At 64.8% G+C, this 20,386-nt stretch carries 19 protein-coding genes; 4 read left to right on the forward strand and 15 right to left on the reverse strand.

From position 1 onward, the window contains the following. From purT to N878_RS15550, 4 genes are all read right to left on the reverse strand, one after another. On the reverse strand, positions 1 to 1,150 hold a 1,150-nt coding region (purT, locus tag N878_RS15535), incomplete at its 3' end, for a formate-dependent phosphoribosylglycinamide formyltransferase (protein ID WP_036988012.1). A 22-nt stretch (positions 1,151 to 1,172) separates the two neighbouring features. Next, entirely contained in the window at positions 1,173 to 1,373 is a 201-nt protein-coding gene (locus tag N878_RS15540) for a DUF1289 domain-containing protein (RefSeq protein ID WP_031303258.1), read from the reverse strand. Next, complete coding sequence (locus N878_RS15545; protein ID WP_021444537.1) at positions 1,366 to 1,890, reverse strand: gamma carbonic anhydrase family protein; 525 nt, start codon at positions 1,888 to 1,890, stop codon at positions 1,366 to 1,368. Before N878_RS15545 ends, N878_RS15540 begins: the two co-directional genes overlap by 8 nt. Before the next feature lie 22 nt (positions 1,891 to 1,912). Further along, a complete protein-coding gene (locus N878_RS15550; protein ID WP_021444538.1) occupies positions 1,913 to 2,518 on the reverse strand; it encodes a CoA pyrophosphatase in 606 nt (201 codons plus the stop codon). Positions 2,519 to 2,668: 150 nt separating this feature from the next. Here N878_RS15550 and N878_RS15555 point away from each other — a divergent pair, with 150 nt between their 5' ends. Beyond that, positions 2,669 to 3,223, forward strand: coding sequence for an NUDIX hydrolase (locus N878_RS15555; RefSeq protein WP_021444539.1), 555 nt, complete (start codon positions 2,669 to 2,671; stop codon positions 3,221 to 3,223). Between the two features lie 22 nt (positions 3,224 to 3,245). Then, the gene (locus tag N878_RS15560; protein WP_021444540.1) at positions 3,246 to 3,749 is read left to right on the forward strand and encodes a murein L,D-transpeptidase family protein; all 504 of its coding nucleotides are present in this window, start codon (positions 3,246 to 3,248) and stop codon (positions 3,747 to 3,749) included. A gap of 61 nt (positions 3,750 to 3,810) precedes the next feature. Here N878_RS15560 and N878_RS15565 read toward each other — a convergent pair whose 3' ends face one another. The 3 genes from N878_RS15565 to purL form a co-directional block, all read right to left on the reverse strand. Then, positions 3,811 to 4,128, reverse strand: a complete 318-nt coding sequence (locus N878_RS15565) for a YqfO family protein (protein WP_021444541.1) — start codon at positions 4,126 to 4,128, stop codon at positions 3,811 to 3,813. A 160-nt stretch (positions 4,129 to 4,288) separates the two neighbouring features. After that, positions 4,289 to 4,558 carry a CDGSH iron-sulfur domain-containing protein gene (locus N878_RS15570; RefSeq protein WP_031303259.1) on the reverse strand — a complete coding sequence of 90 codons (270 nt, stop codon included), beginning with the start codon at positions 4,556 to 4,558 and terminating at the stop codon, positions 4,289 to 4,291. A gap of 139 nt (positions 4,559 to 4,697) precedes the next feature. Beyond that, a complete protein-coding gene (gene purL, locus N878_RS15575; protein ID WP_021444543.1) occupies positions 4,698 to 8,594 on the reverse strand; it encodes a phosphoribosylformylglycinamidine synthase in 3,897 nt (1,298 codons plus the stop codon). A gap of 167 nt (positions 8,595 to 8,761) precedes the next feature. Between purL and mltF the strand changes: the two genes are divergently transcribed. Continuing rightward, complete coding sequence (mltF, locus tag N878_RS15580) at positions 8,762 to 10,228, forward strand: membrane-bound lytic murein transglycosylase MltF (RefSeq protein WP_031303260.1); 1,467 nt, start codon at positions 8,762 to 8,764, stop codon at positions 10,226 to 10,228. A 1-nt stretch (position 10,229) separates the two neighbouring features. Here mltF and tadA read toward each other — a convergent pair whose 3' ends face one another. The 8 genes from tadA to N878_RS15615 all read right to left on the reverse strand — a co-directional run bounded on the left by tadA (position 10,230) and on the right by N878_RS15615 (position 19,558). Then, complete coding sequence (gene tadA, locus N878_RS15585; protein ID WP_021444545.1) at positions 10,230 to 10,706, reverse strand: tRNA adenosine(34) deaminase TadA; 477 nt, start codon at positions 10,704 to 10,706, stop codon at positions 10,230 to 10,232. A 77-nt stretch (positions 10,707 to 10,783) separates the two neighbouring features. Further along, positions 10,784 to 12,148, reverse strand: a complete 1,365-nt coding sequence (locus N878_RS15590; RefSeq protein WP_021444546.1) for a multicopper oxidase family protein — start codon at positions 12,146 to 12,148, stop codon at positions 10,784 to 10,786. A gap of 194 nt (positions 12,149 to 12,342) precedes the next feature. Beyond that, positions 12,343 to 13,800 carry a hypothetical protein gene (locus tag N878_RS28430; RefSeq protein WP_156350885.1) on the reverse strand — a complete coding sequence of 486 codons (1,458 nt, stop codon included), beginning with the start codon at positions 13,798 to 13,800 and terminating at the stop codon, positions 12,343 to 12,345. Then, entirely contained in the window at positions 13,800 to 15,191 is a 1,392-nt protein-coding gene (locus N878_RS26880) for an AAA family ATPase (protein ID WP_082457857.1), read from the reverse strand. The genes N878_RS28430 and N878_RS26880 overlap by 1 nt, the downstream gene beginning before the upstream one ends. Beyond that, positions 15,191 to 15,637 carry a hypothetical protein gene (locus N878_RS28435; protein WP_156350886.1) on the reverse strand — a complete coding sequence of 149 codons (447 nt, stop codon included), beginning with the start codon at positions 15,635 to 15,637 and terminating at the stop codon, positions 15,191 to 15,193. Before N878_RS28435 ends, N878_RS26880 begins: the two co-directional genes overlap by 1 nt. A 96-nt stretch (positions 15,638 to 15,733) precedes the next feature. Beyond that, positions 15,734 to 17,311 carry a glutamine-hydrolyzing GMP synthase gene (gene guaA, locus N878_RS15605; RefSeq protein WP_021444549.1) on the reverse strand — a complete coding sequence of 526 codons (1,578 nt, stop codon included), beginning with the start codon at positions 17,309 to 17,311 and terminating at the stop codon, positions 15,734 to 15,736. Between the two features lie 75 nt (positions 17,312 to 17,386). Then, on the reverse strand, positions 17,387 to 18,856 hold the full coding sequence (gene guaB, locus N878_RS15610; RefSeq protein ID WP_021444550.1) for an IMP dehydrogenase: 1,470 nt from the start codon (positions 18,854 to 18,856) through the stop codon (positions 17,387 to 17,389). 150 nt (positions 18,857 to 19,006) lie between these two features. Beyond that, entirely contained in the window at positions 19,007 to 19,558 is a 552-nt protein-coding gene (locus N878_RS15615; protein ID WP_021444551.1) for a hypothetical protein, read from the reverse strand. Between the two features lie 95 nt (positions 19,559 to 19,653). On the opposite strand from N878_RS15615, the gene xseA reads away from it, so the two are divergent. Next, positions 19,654 to 20,386 (forward strand): exodeoxyribonuclease VII large subunit (gene xseA / locus N878_RS15620; RefSeq protein WP_021444552.1); only part of this gene is annotated, 733 nt, incomplete at its 3' end.

A 20,386-nucleotide genomic window follows, 5' to 3' on the forward strand; every position in this document is an offset into this window, starting at 1 on the left:
GCAGCGCCTTGGCCCGCGCCGCCTCGATCGACTCGTCGCGCGCCAGGGCCACGCCCATGCGCCGCTGACCCTTGACCTCGGGCTTGCCGAACAGACGCAGCGCGGTGTCCGCCTCGCTCAGCGCCGCGCCCAGATTGGCGAAACTGGCCTGCCGCGAGTCGCCTTCGACCAGAATCACCGCCGACGCCGACGGGCCCATCTGGCGGATCGCCGGAATCGGCAGGCCGAGAATGGCCCGCGCGTGCAGGGCGAACTCGGACAGTTCCTGGGATATCAGGGTGACCAGGCCGGTGTCGTGCGGGCGCGGCGACACCTCGCTGAACCACACCTGGTCGCCCTTGACGAACAGTTCGACGCCGAACAGCCCGCGACCACCGAGCGCCTCGGTCACCGCCAGCGCCACGCGCTCGGACTCGGCCTGCGCCTGCGCGCTCATCGGCTGCGGCTGCCAGGACTCCTGATAGTCGCCATTCTCCTGACGGTGGCCAATCGGCGCGCAGAAGCTGGTGCCGCCGGCGTGGCGCACGGTGAGCAGGGTGATCTCGTAGTCGAAGTCGATAAACCCTTCCACGATGACCCTGCCCTTGCCGGCGCGCCCGCCTTCCTGGGCATAGTCCCAGGCGCGCTGCAGGTCGGCGTCGCTCTTCAGCACGCTCTGGCCCTTGCCGGAGGAGCTCATGATCGGCTTGACCACGCAGGGGTAACCGACGGATTTCACCGCCGCGGCGTAGCCCTCGAAGGTGTCGGCGAAATGGTAGGGCGAAGTGGGCAAGCCCAGCTCCTCGGCGGCCAGGCGACGAATGCCTTCGCGGTTCATGGTCAGCTGTGCGGCGCGTGCGGTGGGCACCACGTTGAAGCCCTCGGCCTCCAGCTCGACCAGAGTGGCGGTGGCGATGGCCTCGATCTCGGGCACGATGAAATGCGGCTGCTCGGCCTCGATCACCGCACGCAGGGCGGCGCCGTCGAGCATGTCGATCACGTGGCTGCGGTGCGCCACCTGCATGGCCGGGGCGTTGGCATAGCGGTCCACGCCTATCACCTCGCAGCCCAGGCGCTGCAGCTCGATCACCACTTCCTTGCCGAGCTCGCCGCAGCCGCACAGCAGCACGCGGGTCGCGGAAGGCGACAGGGGGGTTCCAATACGGGGCATGAAGGGCTCCTCGAACAGAGAATCAGGAAGGCATCAGCAGATGACCGGAGGCGCGGGCACGCTGCAGACAGAGTTGCAACACCGCACGCCGCTCGGCGTTGTCCATGCGGCCCCAGCGGGTGATTTCGTCAGCCGTGCGCTGGCAACCGATGCAGACGTCCTGCTCGTCCAGCGCGCAGACCTGCAAGCAGGGCGAGCGCACCGGCTTTTCCACATCACTCACCGTCAGGCACCAGTTCGCGGGCATAGCGCTGGGCGTTGTGCACGTAATGGGCGGCGCTGGCCTCGAGCATCTTCTTCTGCTGCTCGGTCAGTTCGCGCACCACCTTGCCGGGGCTGCCCATGACCAGGCTGCCATCGGGAATCACCTTGCCTTCGGGGATCAGGCTGTTGGCGCCGATGATGCAGTACTTACCGATCTTCGCGCCGTTGAGGATCACCGCGTTGATGCCGATCAGGCTGTAATCGTCCACCGTGCAGCCATGCATCATCACCTTGTGCCCCACGGTGACGCCCTTGCCCAGGGTCAGCGGGAAGCCCATGTCGGTGTGCAGCACGCTACCGTCCTGCACGTTGCTGTGCTCGCCGATATGGATCAGTTCGTTGTCGCCGCGCAGCACGGCGCCGAACCAGACGCTGGCACCGGCCTCCAGGCGCACCTTGCCGATCAGGTCGGCGCTCGGCGCGACCCAGCTGTCGGGGTGGGCTTCGACACGGGAGCTTCCCAGGCGGTATTTCATGGCTCGGTTTTCCTCGACGGGTTCAACGCAGATGAATGAAGTGTTCGGGCGGCTGGTGCAGGGCGATCTGCGCGTCGTCGTACAGCAGATTGACCAGCTCCACCACCATGATCGCGGTCAGGCCCCAGATGCGGTACTCGCCATAGGTGTAGGACGGCACGTACCAGCTGTGCCCGAGGTAGTCGATACGGTGGGTCAATTCGCGCGGGTCATCGCGGAAGAACGCCAGCGGCACCGAGAACACCGAGGCGATCTCGGCATCGTTGGCCTTGTACTCCACATAGTCTGGCACCAGGCCGACATAGGGGGTGACCTGGATGCCGTGGCGTGACACCAGGCTGCTGAGCGGTCCTATCACCTCGACCAGCCCCGGCGGCAGGCCGATTTCCTCCTCGGCTTCGCGCAGGGCGGTATGCACCAGGTCGCGATCCTCCGGGTCGCGCCGACCGCCGGGGAAGGCCACCTCGCCACTGTGGGTCGACAACCCGCTGGCGCGCAGGGTCAGCACCAGTTCGGGTTCGTCACTGCGGGTGATGGGGACCAGCACCGCCGCCTCGGGGAAGCTGCGCTCGGTCTCCAGGGGGCGCGGCCGATGACCGCGCACGCGATGGAGCAACTCGTCCAGCATGGGCACACTCGGGGATTGTTATGCCCGGCATCATGGCATGAAAGCGCCGCCGCGCCCAAGCCCGAAGACAGGGCAAGGCGGCCGAGTTGGCGGGCTTGCCGGCCATGCCGCCGGCGCGCCAAGATAGTCCCAACAGGCCGAGGACAAGCCATGAAATATTGCAGCCAATGCGGCCAGCCGCTGACCCGGGCGATCCCCGCCGGCGACAACCGCCTGCGCCACGTGTGCAACCACTGCCATACGGTGCACTACGAGAACCCGCGCATCGTTGCCGGCTGCCTGCCGGTGTGGGGCGAGCAGGTGCTGCTGTGCCGCCGCGCCATCGAACCGCGCCGCGGCTACTGGACCCTGCCGGCCGGCTTCATGGAAAACGGCGAAACCATCGAGCAGGCGGCGGCAAGGGAAACCCTGGAGGAGGCCTGCGCGCGGGTGCGCGACCTCAATCTCTACACCCTGTTCGACCTGCCGCATATCAGCCAGGTGTACATGCTGTTTCGCGCCGAGCTGGTCGACCTGGATTTTGCCGTGGGCGAGGAAAGCCTCGAGGTGCGCCTGTTCGCCGAAGCGGAAATCCCCTGGTCGGAGCTGGCTTTCCCGACCATAGGCCGTACCTTAGAATGTTTCTTCGCCGACCGCCGGCAGAACCTGTTTCCGGTGCGCAACGAGCCGCTGGAAGCCCTGCGCGCTCATTACCGACCCCGTTGACCCCTTGCCGAGAAGTATTCCGATGCGCTGGCTGTTGCCCCTGTTGTGCCTGACCCTCAGCCTGAACGTGCAGGCCAACGCCACCCCCATCGACGCCACGCGCCAGGTGGACAAGGTGCTGGTGCTCAAATCCGAACGCCAGCTGCACCTGCAGCGACGCGGCGAGACCATCAAGTCCTACCGCATCTCCCTCGGCAAGCAGCCCAACGGCGCCAAGCAGCGCGAAGGCGACCTGCGCACGCCGGAAGGCTTCTACTGGATCGACTGGCGCAAGGCCAGCGACAAGTACCAGCTATCGCTGCACATCTCCTACCCCAACGCCCGCGACCTGGCCAACGCGAGCCAGGCCGGCGTGCCGCCGGGCGGCATGATCATGATCCACGGCACGCCGCTGGACGAGGAATACCCCGAGTGGTTCTTCCATACCCTGGACTGGACCGAAGGCTGCATCGCCATGAAGAACGACGACATGCGCGAGGTGTGGGAGCTGGTCAAGGACGGCACGCTGATCGAGATCCGCCCCTAGGGTGTCGCGGGGCCGCCCAGGCCGTGCGCACCGCATGAACGCTATCTCCGCACCACACCGCCTAGAACTGCAGGTCCGACAGGCGCCAGACATCGAACGCCGGCGTCTCGTAGGGATGGGCCTGCTTGAGCGCCTTGACCGCGTCGTGGATCAGCTCGTCGGCCACCACCAGCTCGACCTTCCACTCCGCCACCTGCTCGACGCCGCCGATCTGGCCGAGAAACGGCTGGCTGCCCTCCAGCGCACGGAACTGGCCCTGGCCGAGCGCCTGCCAGCAGCAGCTGTCGTAGCGGCCGATGCGGCCGCCGCCGGCGGCGAACACCGCCTTCTTCACCGGCTCCAGATGGCTTTCCGGCACGTAAAAACACAGTTTGTACATCAAGTTCTCCGCAGATGGGGCAACCGAACAACAGACAAGCCATGATGCTGAAATGATGGCATTTTGCCTCAGCGCAATACTGAGAACCACCTCGGAAATTCCGCATCCGCCAGCTCGTTCGTTAGTTTCGACTCGCCGCCCGGGCAGGCGTTCCGCGGCCTCAGGCCTTGCCGATAAAGCGCCGCCACTTGTCGCCCAGACCGGGCGCCGGCGGACTGTGGCTGCCATCGCAATAGGGTAGATCGGCCGAACGGCCGCAGCGGCAGAGCAGCAGACGCTGTTCGCGCTCGGCGGTCAGCCGCAACGCCTCGGCGCAGGTGCGGTTGCAGTCGGGCAAGGCCGAGGAAGCTCCGCAGCGGCAGAGGCGCAGGCAATCCCCCGGACGAACCAGGCGGACTTCGGGAAGGATGGGTGGAGCATCGTCGGCCATGGGGGGGCCTGCCGGTGTAGCCCGGATGAAATCCGGGAGGGATTGCACGTGCTTCCCCGGATTGCATCCGGCGAGGGGATTTGCAAACCCTCCCCCGCATGCGGGAGAGGGTCAGCGGAAGGCCGCTGCGCGACCGCTTTTAGTTCACCCAGACGCGGGCGTTGCGGAACATGCGCATCCAGCCGCCGTCTTCCTGCCACTCGTCCGGGCGCCAGGAGTTCTGCACAGCGCGGAACACCCGCTCCGGGTGCGGCATCATGATGGTCACACGGCCGTCACGACTGGTCAGGCCGGTGATGCCGCGCGGCGAACCGTTGGGGTTGGCCGGGTAGCTCTCGGTGACCTTGCCGTGGTTGTCGACATAGCGCAGGGCCACGGTGCCGGACAGATCGGCTTCCAGCAGCGCCTCCTCGCTCTCGAACTCGGCATGGCCTTCGCCGTGGGCGATGGCGATCGGCAGACGCGAGCCGGCCATGCCCTGCAGGAAGATCGACGCCGATTCCTGGATCTGCACCATGGCCACGCGCGCCTCGAACTGCTCGGAGCGGTTGCGCACGAAGTGCGGCCAGAACTCGGTGCCGGGGATCAGCTCGTGCAGGTTGCTCATCATCTGGCAGCCGTTGCACACGCCGAGGGCGAAGCTGTCGCGCCGCTCGAAGAAGCCCTGGAAGGCATCGCGGGCGCGGGCGTTGAACAGCACCGACTTGGCCCAGCCCTCGCCGGCGCCGAGCACGTCGCCGTAGGAGAAGCCGCCGCAGGCGACCAGCCCCTTGAACTCTTCCAGGCTGACGCGGCCGGCGAGGATGTCGCTCATATGCACGTCGACGGCGGCGAAGCCGGCGCGGTCGAATGCCGCGGCCATCTCCACCTGACCGTTGACGCCCTGCTCGCGGAGGATCGCCACCTGCGGCCGTACGCCCTTCTTTATATAGGGCGCGGCCACGTCCTGGTTGACGTCGAAGCCGAGCTTGACCGACAGACCGGGGTTGTCCTCTTCCAGCAGCAGGTCGAACTCCTGATCGGCGCCCTGGGCGTTGTCGCGCAGGCGCTGGATGCGGTAGCTGGTCTCGGCCCACTGACGCTGCAGCAGGCGACGCTCGCCGGCGAACACCGGCTCGCCGTTGAAGCTGATGCCGATTTCGCCGTTGTTCACCGCCTGACCGATCACCGCCACGCAGTCACCCAGACCGGCGGCGCTGAACTGCGCCAGCACTTCCGGAGTGGCGTCCTGGCGCACCTGGATCACCGCCCCCAGCTCTTCGTTGAACAGCACGGCCGGCAGCTCGGCGCTGGCGTCGGCCAGCGCGTCGAGGTTCAGCGACAGGCCGCAGTGGCCGGCAAAGGCCATTTCCAACACGGTGGTCAGCAGGCCGCCATCGGAACGGTCGTGGTAGGCCAGCAGGTGGCCGTCGGCGTTGAGGCCCTGGATCACGGCAAAGAAGGCCTTGAGGTCCTCGGCGTCGTCGAGGTCCGGTACCTGCTGGCCGATCTGCGCGTAGACCTGCGCCAGGATCGAGGCGCCCATGCGGTTCTGGCCGCGGCCGAGGTCGATCAGGATCAGATCGGTCTCGCCCTTGTCCATGCGCAGTTGCGGGGTCAGGGTCTTGCGAATGTCCTGCACCGGGGCGAAGCCGGAAATGACCAGCGACAGCGGCGCGGTCACGCTCTTGTCGACGCCCTCTTCCTGCCAGCGGGTCTTCATGGACATGGAGTCCTTGCCCACCGGGATGGTGATGCCAAGCTGCGGGCACAGCTCCATGCCCACGGCTTTGACGGTGTCGTACAGGCGGGCGTCTTCGCCCGGGTGGCCGGCAGCGGCCATCCAGTTGGCCGACAGCTTGATGTCGGACAGCTTGCCGATACGCGCCGCGGCCAGGTTGGTGATGGTCTCACCGACGGCCATACGGCCCGACGCAGGCGCATCGAGCAGCGCCAGCGGGGTGCGCTCGCCCATGGCCATGGCTTCGCCGGTATAGACGTCGAAGCTGGTGGCGGTCACGGCGCAGTCGGCCACCGGCACCTGCCAGGGGCCGACCATCTGGTCGCGGGCCACCAGGCCGGTGATGCTGCGGTCGCCGATGGTGATCAAAAAGCTCTTGCTGGCCACGGCCGGGTGACGCAGCACGCGCTCCAGCGCTTCGTCGATCGCCACGCCGGCGGCGTCAAAATCATCGCCCTGCTCGGCTTCGCGGGCGACGCTGCGGTGCATGCGCGGCGGCTTGCCGAGCAGCACTTCCAGCGGCATGTCCACCGGCGTGTTGCCGAAGTGGCTGTCGGTCACGGTCAGCTGCGGTTCGGCAATGGCCTCGCCGACCACGGCGAAGGGGCAGCGCTCGCGTTCGCAGATGGCCTTGAAGCGCTCGAAGTCGGCCGCGTCGACCGACATCACGTAGCGCTCCTGGGATTCGTTGCACCAGATTTCCAGCGGGCTCATACCCGGCTCGTCGTTGGGCACCTTGCGCAGCTCGAAGCGACCGCCGCGGCCGCCGTCGTTGATCAGCTCCGGCAGGGCGTTGGAGATGCCGCCGGCGCCGACGTCATGGATGAACTTGATCGGGTTGGCCTCGCCCAGCTGCCAGCAGCGGTCGATGACCTCCTGGCAGCGGCGTTCCATTTCCGGGTTCTCACGCTGCACCGAGGCGAAGTCCAGGTCGGCCGAGCTGGCGCCGGTGGCCATCGACGAGGCGGCGCCGCCGCCCAGGCCGATCAGCATGGCCGGGCCGCCGAGCACGATCAGCTTGGCGCCGACGCTGATTTCACCTTTCTGCACATGGTCTTCGCGGATGTTGCCGAGGCCGCCGGCGAGCATGATCGGCTTGTGGTAGCCGCGCACTTCCTCGCCGCGCGGGCTCTGCACGGCCTGCTCGAAGGTGCGGAAGTAGCCGTTGAGCGCCGGGCGACCGAACTCGTTGTTGAACGCGGCGCCGCCCAGCGGGCCCTCGATCATGATGTCCAGCGCGGTGACGATGCGCTCGGGCTTGCCGTAGGGCTTCTCCCAGGGCTGCTCAAAACCGGGGATGTTCAGGTTGGAGACCGAGAAACCGGTCAGGCCGGCCTTGGGCTTGGCGCCGCGACCGGTGGCGCCCTCGTCGCGGATCTCGCCGCCGGAGCCGGTGGAAGCGCCCGGGAACGGTGCGATGGCGGTCGGGTGGTTGTGGGTTTCCACCTTCATCAGGATATGCACCGGCTCGACGCTGGCGCCGTACTCGCGAGTCTCCGGGTTGGGGAAGAAACGCCCGGCGGTGAAACCTTCGATCACCGAGGCGTTGTCCTTGTAGGCGCTGAGTACGCCTTCACGGTTCATCTCGTAGGTGTTCTTGATCATGCCGAACAGCGACTTGTCCTGAGCCTGGCCGTCGATGTCCCAGCTGGCGTTGAAGATCTTGTGCCGGCAGTGCTCGGAGTTGGCCTGGGCGAACATCATCAGCTCGATGTCGTGCGGGTTGCGCCCCAGCTCGGTGAAGCTCTTGACCAGGTAGTCGATCTCGTCCTCGGCCAGGGCCAGGCCCAGATCCTGGTTGGCCTGCTCCAGCGCAGCGCGGCCGCCGCCGAGGATGTCCACCGCGGTCAGCGGCTTGGGCTGGGCATGGCTGAACAGCGCCGCGGCGTCTTCCAGGGCGTTCAATACCAGCTGGGTCATGCGGTCGTGCAGCAAGGCGGCGACGGCGGCGCTGTCGGCCTCGCTCAGCTCGCCGGCCACGTAATAGGCGATGCCGCGCTCCAGGCGCTGGATCTTGGCCAGACCGCAATTACGGGCGATGTCGCTGGCCTTGCTCGACCAGGGCGAGATGGTGCCGAAGCGCGGGATGGTCAGGAACAGCTTGCCGCGGGGCTCCTGCACCGGCACGCTGGGGCCGTACTTGAGCAGACGGGCGAGCACCTGTTCCTCGTCGGCGTTGAGCACGCCGGTGACGTCGGCGAAATGCGCGAACTCGGCGTACAGCCCGGTCACGGCCGGCACCTTGCTGGTCAGTTGCTCGAGCAATTTGCCATGGCGGAAAGCGGAAAGGGCGGGAGCGCCGCGCAGAATCAACATCGTCGGAACAGCCTCTGGGAAGGGGGAGTGCTAGAGGCCGTGCATTCTAGCCTAAAGCGCCGCCCGCGGCACCCGTGGCCTGGCGCTTTCAAGACGGATGCGCGCTAGCAGAGAAGCGCGCCGCTGTCGAGATATGGCGCCGCCAGCGCTTTGCGTATACTGCGCCGATGTTTGCACGACCTGCGATACGCATGCGTTGCGCCACAGGGCTGTTGGCGATTGGAATCCTCCTGATGCTCGGCGGCTGTGGCGAAGAACTCAAGCCCAGCGTACTCGAGCAGGTGAAGGCGGAGGGTGAGCTGCGCGTGATCACCCGCAACAGCCCGGCCACCTATTTCCAGGACCGCAACGGCGATACCGGCTTCGAATACGAGCTGGCCAAGCGCTTCGCCACCGATCTGGGCCTGGAGCTGAAGGTGGAAACCGCTGACAACCTCGGCAGCCTGTTCGCCAGCCTCGGCCGCCCCAACGGTCCGGTGCTGGCCGCCGCCGGCCTGGTGGAAACGCCGGCGCGGCAAAGCCAGGCGCGCTTCTCCATTCCCTATCTGGAAGTCACCCCGCAGGTCGTCTACCGCCAGGGCCAGCCACGCCCGACCAAGGCCGCCGACCTGGTCGGCAAGCGCATCCTGGTGCTGGCCGGCAGCAGCCACGCCGAACAGCTGGCCGCCCTCAAGCTGGAGGTGCCGGAGCTGGCCTTCGAGGAATCCGACGCGGTGGAAGTGGTCGACCTGCTGCGCATGGTCGACGAGGGCCAGATCGACCTGACCCTGGTCGACTCCAATGAGCTGGCGATGAACCAGGTGTACTTCCCCAACGTGCGCGTCGCCTTCGACCTCGGCGATGCCAACCATATGCGCTGGGCGGTGGCGCCCGGCGAGGACGACAGCCTGTTGCAGGAGGCCAACGCCTTCCTCGAGCGGGCCGAGGCCAACGGCACCCTGCAACGCCTGAAGGAGCGCTACTACGGCCATGTCGACGTGCTCGGCTACGTCGGCGCCTACACCTTCGCCCAGCACCTGCAAAAGCGCCTGCCGCGGTACGAACAGATGTTCCGCCAGGCCGCCCGCGCCAACCAGGTGGACTGGCGCCTGCTAGCCGCCATGGGCTATCAGGAATCGCTGTGGCAACCCAACGCCACCTCCAAGACCGGCGTGCGCGGGCTGATGATGCTGACCCAGCGCACCGCGCAGTCGGTCGGCGTGTCCAATCGCCTCGATCCCAAGCAGAGCATCGATGGCGGTGCACGCTACTTCGTCCAGGTCTACGAGCAGTTGCCGGAAGGCATCGAGGAGCCGGATCGCACCTGGTTCGCCCTGGCCGCCTACAACGTCGGCGGCGGCCACCTGGAGGATGCGCGCAAGCTCACCGAGGCCGAGGGACTGAACCCCAACAAGTGGGCCGACGTGCAGAAGATCCTGCCGCGCCTGGCGCAGAAGCAGTGGTACAGCAAGACCCGTTACGGCTACGCCCGCGGCGGCGAGCCAGTGCATTTCGTGCGCAACATCCGCCGCTACTACGACATTCTCACCTGGGTGACCCAGCCGCAGCTGGAAGGCACCCAGGTGGCCGAACGCGGCGTGCACCTACCGGGCATCGACAAGCGCCAGCCCAGCGAAGAGACCCCGCCGCTCTGATTCAGCCGCGCCGAACCTTGAAAAACGCCTTCAGCAACGCCCCGCTCTCCTCCGCCAGCAGCCCCCCCTCCACCAGCACCCGGTGATTGAGAAAGCCCTGCTCGAAGAACTGGCCCTGGCTGATCGCCACCCCGGCCCGCGGCTCGCTGGCGGCGTAGACCACGCGGGCGATGCGCGCATGCACGATCAGCCCGGCGCACATGCTGCAGGGCTCCAGGGTCACGTACAGGGTGCTGCCGGGCAGGCGGTAGTTCTGCGCGGACTCGGCCGCTGCGCGGATCGCCACCATCTCGGCATGGGCGCTGGGGTCACTGCGCGAGATCGGACAGTTGAAGCCGCGACCGACGATCTCGCCCGCCTGCACCAGTACCGCGCCCACCGGCACCTCGCCCTGCTCCGCGCCCAGGCGTGCCTGGGCCAGCGCCTCACGCATGAAATGCTCGTCGCGCGAGCGGTCGATGATCTGCGGTCTTTTCATTGAATCAATCCGTAGGGCGGAAAACCGCGCGGCGGTTTCCACCCATCAAGCTTGCGACTGCCAAAACGGCGCCCACCCTACACCACTTCGATCGCCGCCATCAGCCCAGTTTCCATATGGTCGATGACGTGGCAGTGGAACATCCACACCCCGGGATTATCGGCCACCAGCGCCACCCTGGCGGTCTCGTTCCTGCCCAGCAGATAGGTATCGGTGAACCAGGGCTCCGCGATGCGTCGGCGGTTGGAGCCCAGCACCTTGAAGGTCATGCCGTGCAGATGAATGGGGTGCTGGTACTGGCTGAGGTTGCGCAACTCGAGGATATAGCTCCGGCCGCGCTGCAGGGTGGCAATGGGCCGCTCGTAGCAGTTCTTGTCGGCGATATCCCAGGCCTGGCCGTTGATCTGCCAGAAACTGTGCGCGGCGCCCTGCTCTAGGCCGACCGAGACGGCGCCGGCCCACTCGAAGTTGAAGCGCAGGGTCTCGGCACTGGCCAGGTCCGGCTCGGCCACCGGGTTGGCCGGCAGCGCCGCCGGCCAGTCACCGGCCGGCTCGCTGGACGCCACCGAACTCAGGGTAGCCAGACGCAGCGGGCCGTTGCGCAGCGACAACGCCTGGCCGGCCGGCGGCACCCTGAGGCCCAGCTCGATACGCATGCCCGGCCCCAGCCAATACTCCTTGCCCAGCGGCCGCGGCGTCACCGGATTGCCGTCCAGCGCGTAGATGCGCGCCTCGCCGCCCGGCAGGTTGAGGCGATAGGTCAGGGTGTTGTCCAGGTTGAGCAGACGCAGGCGCACCACCTGGCCGGCCGGCAGCTCCACAGTCGGCGCATGCACGCCGTTGACCGTGCTCAGCACGCCGGGCGTGCCGCCGCGCGCCGCCTCGCGCGGCACGCTGAAGGCGGTGAAGGCGCCCTGCCCGTCCACGTGCCAGCTCTTCAGGCTCAGCGTGCGCTCATGGCGAAAGCCGGTGGGCTGACGCTCCTCGACGATCAGCGGGCCGACCAGACCGCGCCCCAGCTGCTCGCCGCTGGCGCTATGCGGGTGATACCAGAAGCTGCCGGCATCTGGCACGCGGAACACATAGTCGAAATACTCCCCCGGTAGCACCGGCAACTGCGAGAGATAGGGCACGCCGTCCATCTCCAGCGGCAGACGAATGCCGTGCCAGTGAATGGTGGTGGCCTCCGCCAACTGGTTGATGAAGCGCACCCGCAGCCAGTCGCCCTGGCGTGCGCGCAACTCCAGCCCCGGCGCCTGGCCGCCATAGGCCCAGGCCGGCGTCTGGTGCCCGGGTACCAGCTCGATATCCAGCGGCGCGGCGATCAACTCGTAGTCGTGGCTGGCGCTCTGGCTGCGGCGCAACCAGTAACCGGCACCGCCGAGGGCGAGCAGGCTGACGCCGCCGAGGCCGGCGAGAATTTGTCTGCGGGAAAAGGTCATGGTCGTATCCGTGGCCCGGCGGCAATCCGGGAAGGCCGCACCCGGCTGGCATCCGGGCTATAAGTTGCGACATCTTCTCATTTCCAAGACCTGGCTGACGACCCCGGATACGAGACAGGTTGCCGCAGCGGCCGACAAAAACGACAAGGGCAGCTTGCGCTGCCCCTATCATCTTGACTTCGTCAAAAGCAGGCTTATTTCAACGGCCTTACGCCACCTCGCCGTCCCAACCCAAAGGCCAGACGATACACATCGGGCATTTGAATACGCTGCCCACCTACCCGCTGTAACAGTCCAAGGGACTCAAGCTCGGCGAGAACCGCATCTGGCTCGACACTGGGCGGGGGAAGCTTAACCTTGTCAGGAACCCTCTGAAGGCGAGCCTGGAGCCCAGAAAGAGTTCCGTCCTCACCCCATAGGCGTTCAATATCTTGGGCCGTGCAAGGCACAACCAAGCGACCTCGCAACGGCTGCATAACCAAATCAACCCAAGGGTAATCCTCACTCACAAGCTCGTTAACCCGAATCTTTGAAGCCTCCCGAACACCTGCTTGAATAGCCTTGTAGTCCAACACCAACACCGAGTCCTCTCGTGTCTCCTCTGCCGCATAACGCAAGGCAGAACTAAAGCTACGTGGACTCACCTGATCGAGGCCATCTTGCAAATGGTTAACCAGCCATGTGTAAGGTTTGCCTCGCTTATAGCCGCTCGGTCCCGAAGCCATAGCTGTTCCTGCCATTCGGGCAAAAATTTGTTCTTGGAGTTTTTCATCTGAACGCAGGGCAGGTGGAAGTTGCCAAGTGCTGTCAGTGCTTCTCCACTCCACGCTCGACTCCTCATGGCACAAGGCGCGAAAACCTGGGCCACCAGTTGGTGAATTGGCAAGACATTGAAATAGCAATGCATACAAGTCTGCCCGCCTCCACGCCAATCCAGCCTTGCGCGCCAAAAGCTTAGAAGCATCAGGAAATTGAATAATTTCCTTGTCCTGCAGCATATCAGGGCGCATAAATAACTTGAAACGGATGCGCCTAGTTGATCGTAACTCTAAGGCGACCTGCAATAGGCCTTTGGCTAACGGGCGAATGTGCTGCCAGTCCTCTGCCAGACGATCAAGCGCATCGAATAGCACCACCAAGGTTTCTCCCTTGGCATCTAGCCCCAGATCAATCCGCTGGAGCATTCGATCAAATGCTTCCGGGCTCTCCGCCACCCAACGGACCTTTTCCGCCCACTCCCCGTCCCGAGGAAACCCCTCACAAAACCCAGCCTTCTGCGCCAGCACAGCCTTCCAGATTGCTCTGGCCGGATACTGGGCAATCAGCGCCGTTAAAACGCCCTCGCTCGGTGAGTCCGCCGAGGAGAGTTGCGCACCAAAAGCCTGGGTTACTCGAACACCGGACTCGAGACGAATTTCAGGAAAAGCCTTAACAATGGCACTACGATGCTCTTCCGAGGCAAGTTGAGCCCACCAGAAGCTCTTGCCTGCACCTCGAATACCTTCGACAACACTGACGTCCGGATCTAGAGCCTTGGCATGACTCGGCGGCACGTAGGTAAAGGCCGGCTCTCGATCCGGATCGGAGCCTGCATGATCCACTGAAGGCAATGACTCGATAAAAGCTCTACGCAAAACCGACATATCCGCCATCACTTCAGCTCCGGTATTGAGTCAATTACTTTCTCGAAGAACGGACCGAATGCTAATTCAACATCCGTATCATCCATCCCACCCGCGTCCCGGCTTAAAAGCGGCTGAAACTCCTGAAAACGAGCATTCCATCGTATGCGGAATGGAAAATGCGGAGCATCCTCTGCATCGGGAGCGAAGCTGAAGGCATCACCATCGCTCTCATCTCCAGGCTCAATCTGGTCGTACAGATGCTCCGAAAACAGGTCAAACGCCTTCTGCACAAATCGTTCTGCACGCTGCGCTTGATCACTTTCGGGAAAAAGGGCCTGCACTATGGCAAGGCGCCCTCGTACATTACGCAGCACAGCAGGGTACTGGTGCCAATTCTTGAAAAGCTGGGCATAGCCTTGCCAACTCTGCTCAGAGTCCGTGGCAAACAGCAATGCAACTGTAGCTAACCTAGAAATTGCTACTGCGGCCACATCGTGCAAACCTGCGCGACTGTCAATCAACACGACATCCGGTTTTTCCCGCTGCTCAAGAAGCTCAACAAGGCGAGTCATCCGCTGTGCGAAATTCTGAGAACCAGTTGCGGAGGGAACCTCGGCGTAAACTCGGGCCAGCTTACTCAGATAGGACTGCTCGTCATTACCCATAGCCGCCGCAACTCTGATACTTCCCGGTGCATCGTCCGCCAGCGGGCTATCGGAAAGCAGATCGCCAAGCACGACCTCGCCCTGCCCAACGGCATCTTCCAAAAACCAGTCGACCAGCCCGCTCGCGGCCACACGCTCCGCAGGCAACAACAACCCAGACAACCCCGGAGACTCCAGATCGAAATCGATTAGCAGCACGCGCTTACCATCCCGCGCAAGACGATAAGCCAGCATGGCAAGAGCAGTCGAACGACCGACACCGCCCTTGAGGCCATAAAAAACTATGCGCGGAGGATGGGGAGAATCACTTACTTCATTAGTACGTAGCCAGTCCTGACCAATAATTTGACGATCAAGCAACTGAATGACCAACTCGGGATGCTCAACACCCTCAGTATCTATATACCGCGGCAGGACAATTTCGTGCCAATCCGGGTTGTTAAACAATTTATCGGGCGCAGAAAAATCATCACGAAATAGCACCTGCCTTGAAGCGGCGTAGCGCCCAAGACCTAAGGCTGCGTCTAGGAGTCGCTGATGAGCTTCCATTGGGTATCTCTGCTCGACGGGAGTAGACCTAGACTCTTCATCCTCCTCCATATCGGCCACATAGGAACGATGGGCGTCCACCGCAAAACACAAACGCCCATAAATATCCCGAACCAGGCGCACCGGCCACTGCGGAGGCAACTGAACATCTTTAGCCGCCTCCGCAGCCAAACGAAGTGCATCATTAAACTTGATTGACTTCATTAGATGATCCCCTGACTTATGGCTTCATCGAGAAAGGCATCGACCTCAAGAGCTGCCAACTCCCAATTACCCAACGATGCACCAAGTGGAATTGCCGAGACTCGCCAATATCGATGATCCACACTCCAATCATGCATATCGCCAAGACTTGGTAAGCGGCTGAGCAAGAAGCTAGCCGAACGTCCATCCGGAAAAACCGTCAACCCAGTTATCAACTGTCCGAGCTTCGGCAGGTGTTCTCGATATCCAGTCGGCCTAGGAATATTCCCATCTGTATCTGTTGTCACCCCATAGCCAACCAGCACAGCCTTCAGACCACATTCGACGCTGAAACCAAAAAGCTGCCCAGCATTGGCCAAACGCCCACGGCTGTGTAACAGGTAGGCATCTTGAATGTGCCGCCTTGAGCTAGCCAGATAGTCGACTTTCGAAGATACAACGCTCATATCCTGACTTCCCAGTCCTTTCCACTTCAGATCATGCCCGACATTAGGAAAATAGCTTCAGGCAATATACGAGCACAATAAAAAGGTGGGGAAAACTCACTCCCACTCGATGGTGGCAGGCGGCTTGCTCGACACATCGTAGGTGACGCGAGAGATGCCTTCGATTTCGTTGATGATGCGGCCGCTGACGGTTTCCAGCAGTTCGTAGGGCAGGTGCGCCCAGCGAGCGGTCATGAAGTCCACGGTTTCCACGGCGCGCAGGGCGACGACCCAGGCGTAGCGACGACCGTCGCCGACGACGCCGACCGATTTCACCGGCTGGAACACCACGAAGGCCTGGCTGGTCTTGTGGTACCAGTCGGCCTTGCGTAGCTCTTCGATGAAGATGTGGTCGGCGCGGCGCAGCAGGTCGGCGTATTCCTTCTTCACTTCGCCGAGGATGCGCACGCCCAGGCCCGGGCCCGGGAAGGGGTGGCGGTAGACCATGTCGTAGGGCAGGCCCAGCTCCAGGCCGATCTTGCGCACCTCGTCCTTGAACAGCTCACGCAGCGGCTCGACCAGCTTGAGGTTCATCTCCTCCGGCAGGCCGCCGACGTTGTGGTGGCTCTTGATCACGTGGGCCTTGCCGCTCTTGGCACCGGCCGACTCGATCACGTCCGGGTAGATGGTGCCCTGGGCGAGGAACTGGATGTTGGGAAGCTTGCTGGCCTCGGCATCGAACACGTCGATGAAGGTGCGGCCGATGATCTTGCGCTTCTTCTCCGGGTCGGCTTCGCCGGCCAGGTTGTTGAGGAACTGTTCCTCCGCGTTGGCGCGAATCACCTTGACCCCCATGTTCTCGGCGAACATGGCCATCACCTGCTCGCCTTCGTGCAGACGCAGCAGGCCGTTGTCGACAAACACGCAGGTCAGCTGGTCGCCGATGGCCTTGTGCAGCAAGGCGGCGACCACCGAGGAGTCGACGCCGCCGGACAGGCCGAGCAGCACGTTGGCGTCGCCGACCTGGGCGCGCACCGCGGCAACGGCGTCGTCGACGATATTGGCCGGGGTCCACAGGGCCTCGCAGCCACTGATCTCCAGGACGAAGCGCGAGAGGATGCGGCCGCCCTGCTTGGTGTGGGTCACTTCCGGGTGGAACTGCACGCCGTAGTAGTGGCGGGCGTCGTCGCTCATGGCGGCGATCGGGCAGCTCGGGGTGCTGGCGAGGATATGGAAGCCCTCGGGCATGCGGGTGACCTTGTCGCCGTGGCTCATCCACACGTCGAGGCCGAGCACGCCGTCGGCGTCGACATGGTCCTCGATGCCTTCGAGCAGCTGGCTCTTGCCGACCACGTCGACGCGGGCGTAGCCGAACTCGCGCAGGTCGGAACCTTCCACCTTGCCGCCGAGCTGCTCGGCCATGGTCTGCATGCCGTAACAGATGCCCAGCAACGGCACGCCGAGGTCGAACACGGCTTGCGGCGCGCGCGGGCTACCCTCCTCGTGCACCGACTCCGGGCCGCCGGCGAGGATGATGCCGCGCGGGGCGAAGGCGCGGATGTCCTCGTCGCTCATGTCCCAGGGGTGCAGTTCGCAATAGACGCCGATCTCGCGCACGCGGCGGGCGATCAGTTGGGTGTACTGGGAACCGAAGTCCAGAATCAGGATGCGGTGGGCGTGAATGTCGTGGGCCATGGCCGTCTCTCGTAGGTATTCACAAATGACACGGGGCTGATCGAACAGCCCCGTTATTCATAGCATTGCGGCGAATCAACCGACCCGATAGTTCGGGGCTTCCTTGGTGATCTGCACGTCGTGCACGTGCGACTCGGCCATGCCGGCGCCGGTGATGCGCACGAACTCCGGCTTGGTGCGCATCTCTTCGATGGTGGCGCAGCCGGTGTAGCCCATGGAGGCGCGCAGGCCGCCCATCAGCTGATGGACGATGGCGGCCATGGCGCCCTTGTACGGCACGCGGCCTTCGATACCTTCCGGCACCAGTTTCTCGGCACCGGCCGAGGAGTCCTGGAAGTAGCGATCCGAGGAACCCTGCGCCTGCGCCATGGCGCCCAGCGAGCCCATGCCGCGGTAGGCCTTGTAGGAACGGCCCTGGAACAGTTCGACTTCGCCCGGGGCTTCTTCGGTGCCGGCCAGCATGGAGCCGATCATCACCGCGGAAGCGCCGGCGACTATGGCCTTGGACAGGTCGCCGGAGAAGCGGATGCCGCCGTCGGCGATCAGCGGTACGCCGCTACCGGCCAGGGCGGCGGCGACGTTGGCCACGGCACTGATCTGCGGCACGCCGACGCCGGCGACGATACGGGTGGTGCAGATCGAGCCCGGGCCGATGCCGACCTTGACGCCGTCGGCGCCGGCTTCGACCAGGGCCTTGGCGGCATCGCCGGTGGCGATATTGCCGCCGATCACCTGGACTTCCGGGAAGGTCTGCTTGACCCAGCGCACGCGGTCGATCACGCCCTTGGAGTGGCCGTGGGCGGTGTCGACGATGATCACGTCGACGCCGGCGTTGACCAGCGCGGCGACGCGGTCGCCGGTATCGGCCCCGGTGCCGACGGCGGCGCCGACGCGCAGGCGACCCTGGTCGTCCTTGCTCGCCAGCGGGTAGGCCTTGGCCTTCTCGATGTCCTTGACGGTCATCATGCCCTTGAGGGTGAAGGCGTCGTCGACGATCAGCACCTTCTCGATGCGGTGCTTGTGCAGCAGCTCGCGCACGGTTTCCTTGGCGGCGCCTTCCTTGACGGTGACCAGACGCTCTTTCGGCGTCATCACCTCGCGCACCAGGGCGTCCAGGCGGTTCTCGAAGCGCACGTCGCGGGAGGTGACGATGCCCACCAGGTCACCGTTGGAGAGCACCGGCACGCCGGAAATGTTGTTCTGCCGGGTCAGCTCGAACAGGTCGCGCACGGTGGCGTCGGCTTCGATGGTGATCGGGTCCTTGACCACGCCGGCCTCGAACTTCTTGACCTTGCGCACTTCGGCAGCCTGCTGCTCGATGGTCATGTTCTTGTGGATGATGCCGATACCGCCTTCCTGAGCCATGGCGATGGCCAGGCGCGCCTCGGTGACGGTGTCCATGGCGGCGGACAGCAGCGGGATATTCAGTTCGATGCCGCGGGTCAGGCGGGTCTTCAGGCTGACGTCCTTGGGCAACACCTCGGAATAACCGGGGATGAGCAGGACGTCGTCGAAAGTGAGTGCTTCTTGGCTGATGCGCAGCATGGCGGGCTCCCGGGCGGGAAAATAAGAAGCGCGGCATTATACCCAGCCACCCCCGCCCGCTCAATGCAAAGTGTGGCAGGTGCGGCCAGAAAACGGCCGACCGGTCAGTGGGCAGACGCCCTGCCCTATCCGACCTCGGCCAATCCGCCCTCAGCAGTCGACCCGCACCAGGCGCACGGCGAAGCCGATGCGCTCGGCCAGTTCATCGAGAAAGTCCTGGCGAAAGCCGGCGTCCGCCCAGTTGTTGAACACCAGGCCCAGGTCGGAGAAGCCGCAGGGCTGCAGGAACAGGAAGCCGTTGATATCGTCCTCAAAGCCGCATTCGGGGCAGACGAAGTTGTCGGTCTCTCCCGGCCACCAGCGTTCCAGGCTGTCGAACAGCGGCGGGCCGATCTCCTGACGGCACGCGGGGCAGCCGGCTTCTTCGCGAAAGCCCTGGGTCGGGGTGTAGATGCAGCGCTTGGTCACCAGCTCCAGGCCGTTGATCGGCCGGCCGAACGGCAGCAGCTCCGGGCGCTCGACCACCCGCCGTGCACCCGCGGCAATGGCGAAGGCCATGCGATTGCCGCTGCGCCCGCAGGTGCTGACATGCGCCTGGACGATCTCGCGCTGCGCCAGCCAGCGCAGCAGGCGCGCGGCCAACGCCTCGTTGCCCGGAAGGCTGGAGATCTGCGGCACGATGATGGCCTGGTTCTCGCCCATAGCGTGCTCCATATGAAGAAAAGTCGCGCAGCTTAGCGGTAGTGGTGCAGCGGTCAACTATGGCCGCGACGCCAAAGCCTTTATCATGCCGCCCCATGATCAACGACCCCTTTGCCCGCCTGAACCTCGACCGCGAGGTGCTCAGCGTCAGCCAACTGAACAACCGCGCCCGCCTGCTGCTGGAAGACGTGTTCGCCAGCATCTGGGTCGAGGGGGAAATCTCCAACCTGGCGCGGCCGGCCTCCGGACATATCTACTTCACCCTCAAAGATAGCCAGGCCCAGGTGCGCTGCGCGCTGTTCCGGCAGAACGCCGCGCGGGTACGCCAGGCGCTGCGCGATGGTCTGGCGGTGAAGGTACGCGGCAAGGTCTCGCTGTTCGAGGGCCGCGGCGACTACCAGCTGATTCTCGATGCGGTCGAGCCGGCCGGCGACGGCGCCCTGCGCCTGGCCTTCGAAGCGCTCAAGGAAAAGCTGTCCGCCGAAGGGCTGTTCGCCACCGAGCGCAAGCTCGCCCTGCCCGCCCATCCCAAGCGTATCGGCATCGTCACCTCGCCCACCGGCGCGGTGATCCGCGACATCATCAGCGTGTTCCGCCGCCGCGCGCCGCAGGTGCAGCTGAACCTGATTCCCACCGCGGTGCAGGGCCGTGAGGCCACCGCGCAGATCGTCCGCGCCCTGCAGCTGGCCGACGCGCAGGGCTTCGACGCACTGATCCTGGCCCGCGGCGGCGGCTCGCTGGAGGACCTGTGGTGCTTCAACGAGGAAGCCGTGGCCCGCGCCGTGGCCGCCTGCGTGACGCCCATCGTCAGCGCCGTGGGCCACGAGA

The sequence above is a fragment of the Pseudomonas sp. EGD-AK9 genome, from assembly GCF_000465935.2.
GTDB lineage: Bacteria > Pseudomonadota > Gammaproteobacteria > Pseudomonadales > Pseudomonadaceae > Aquipseudomonas.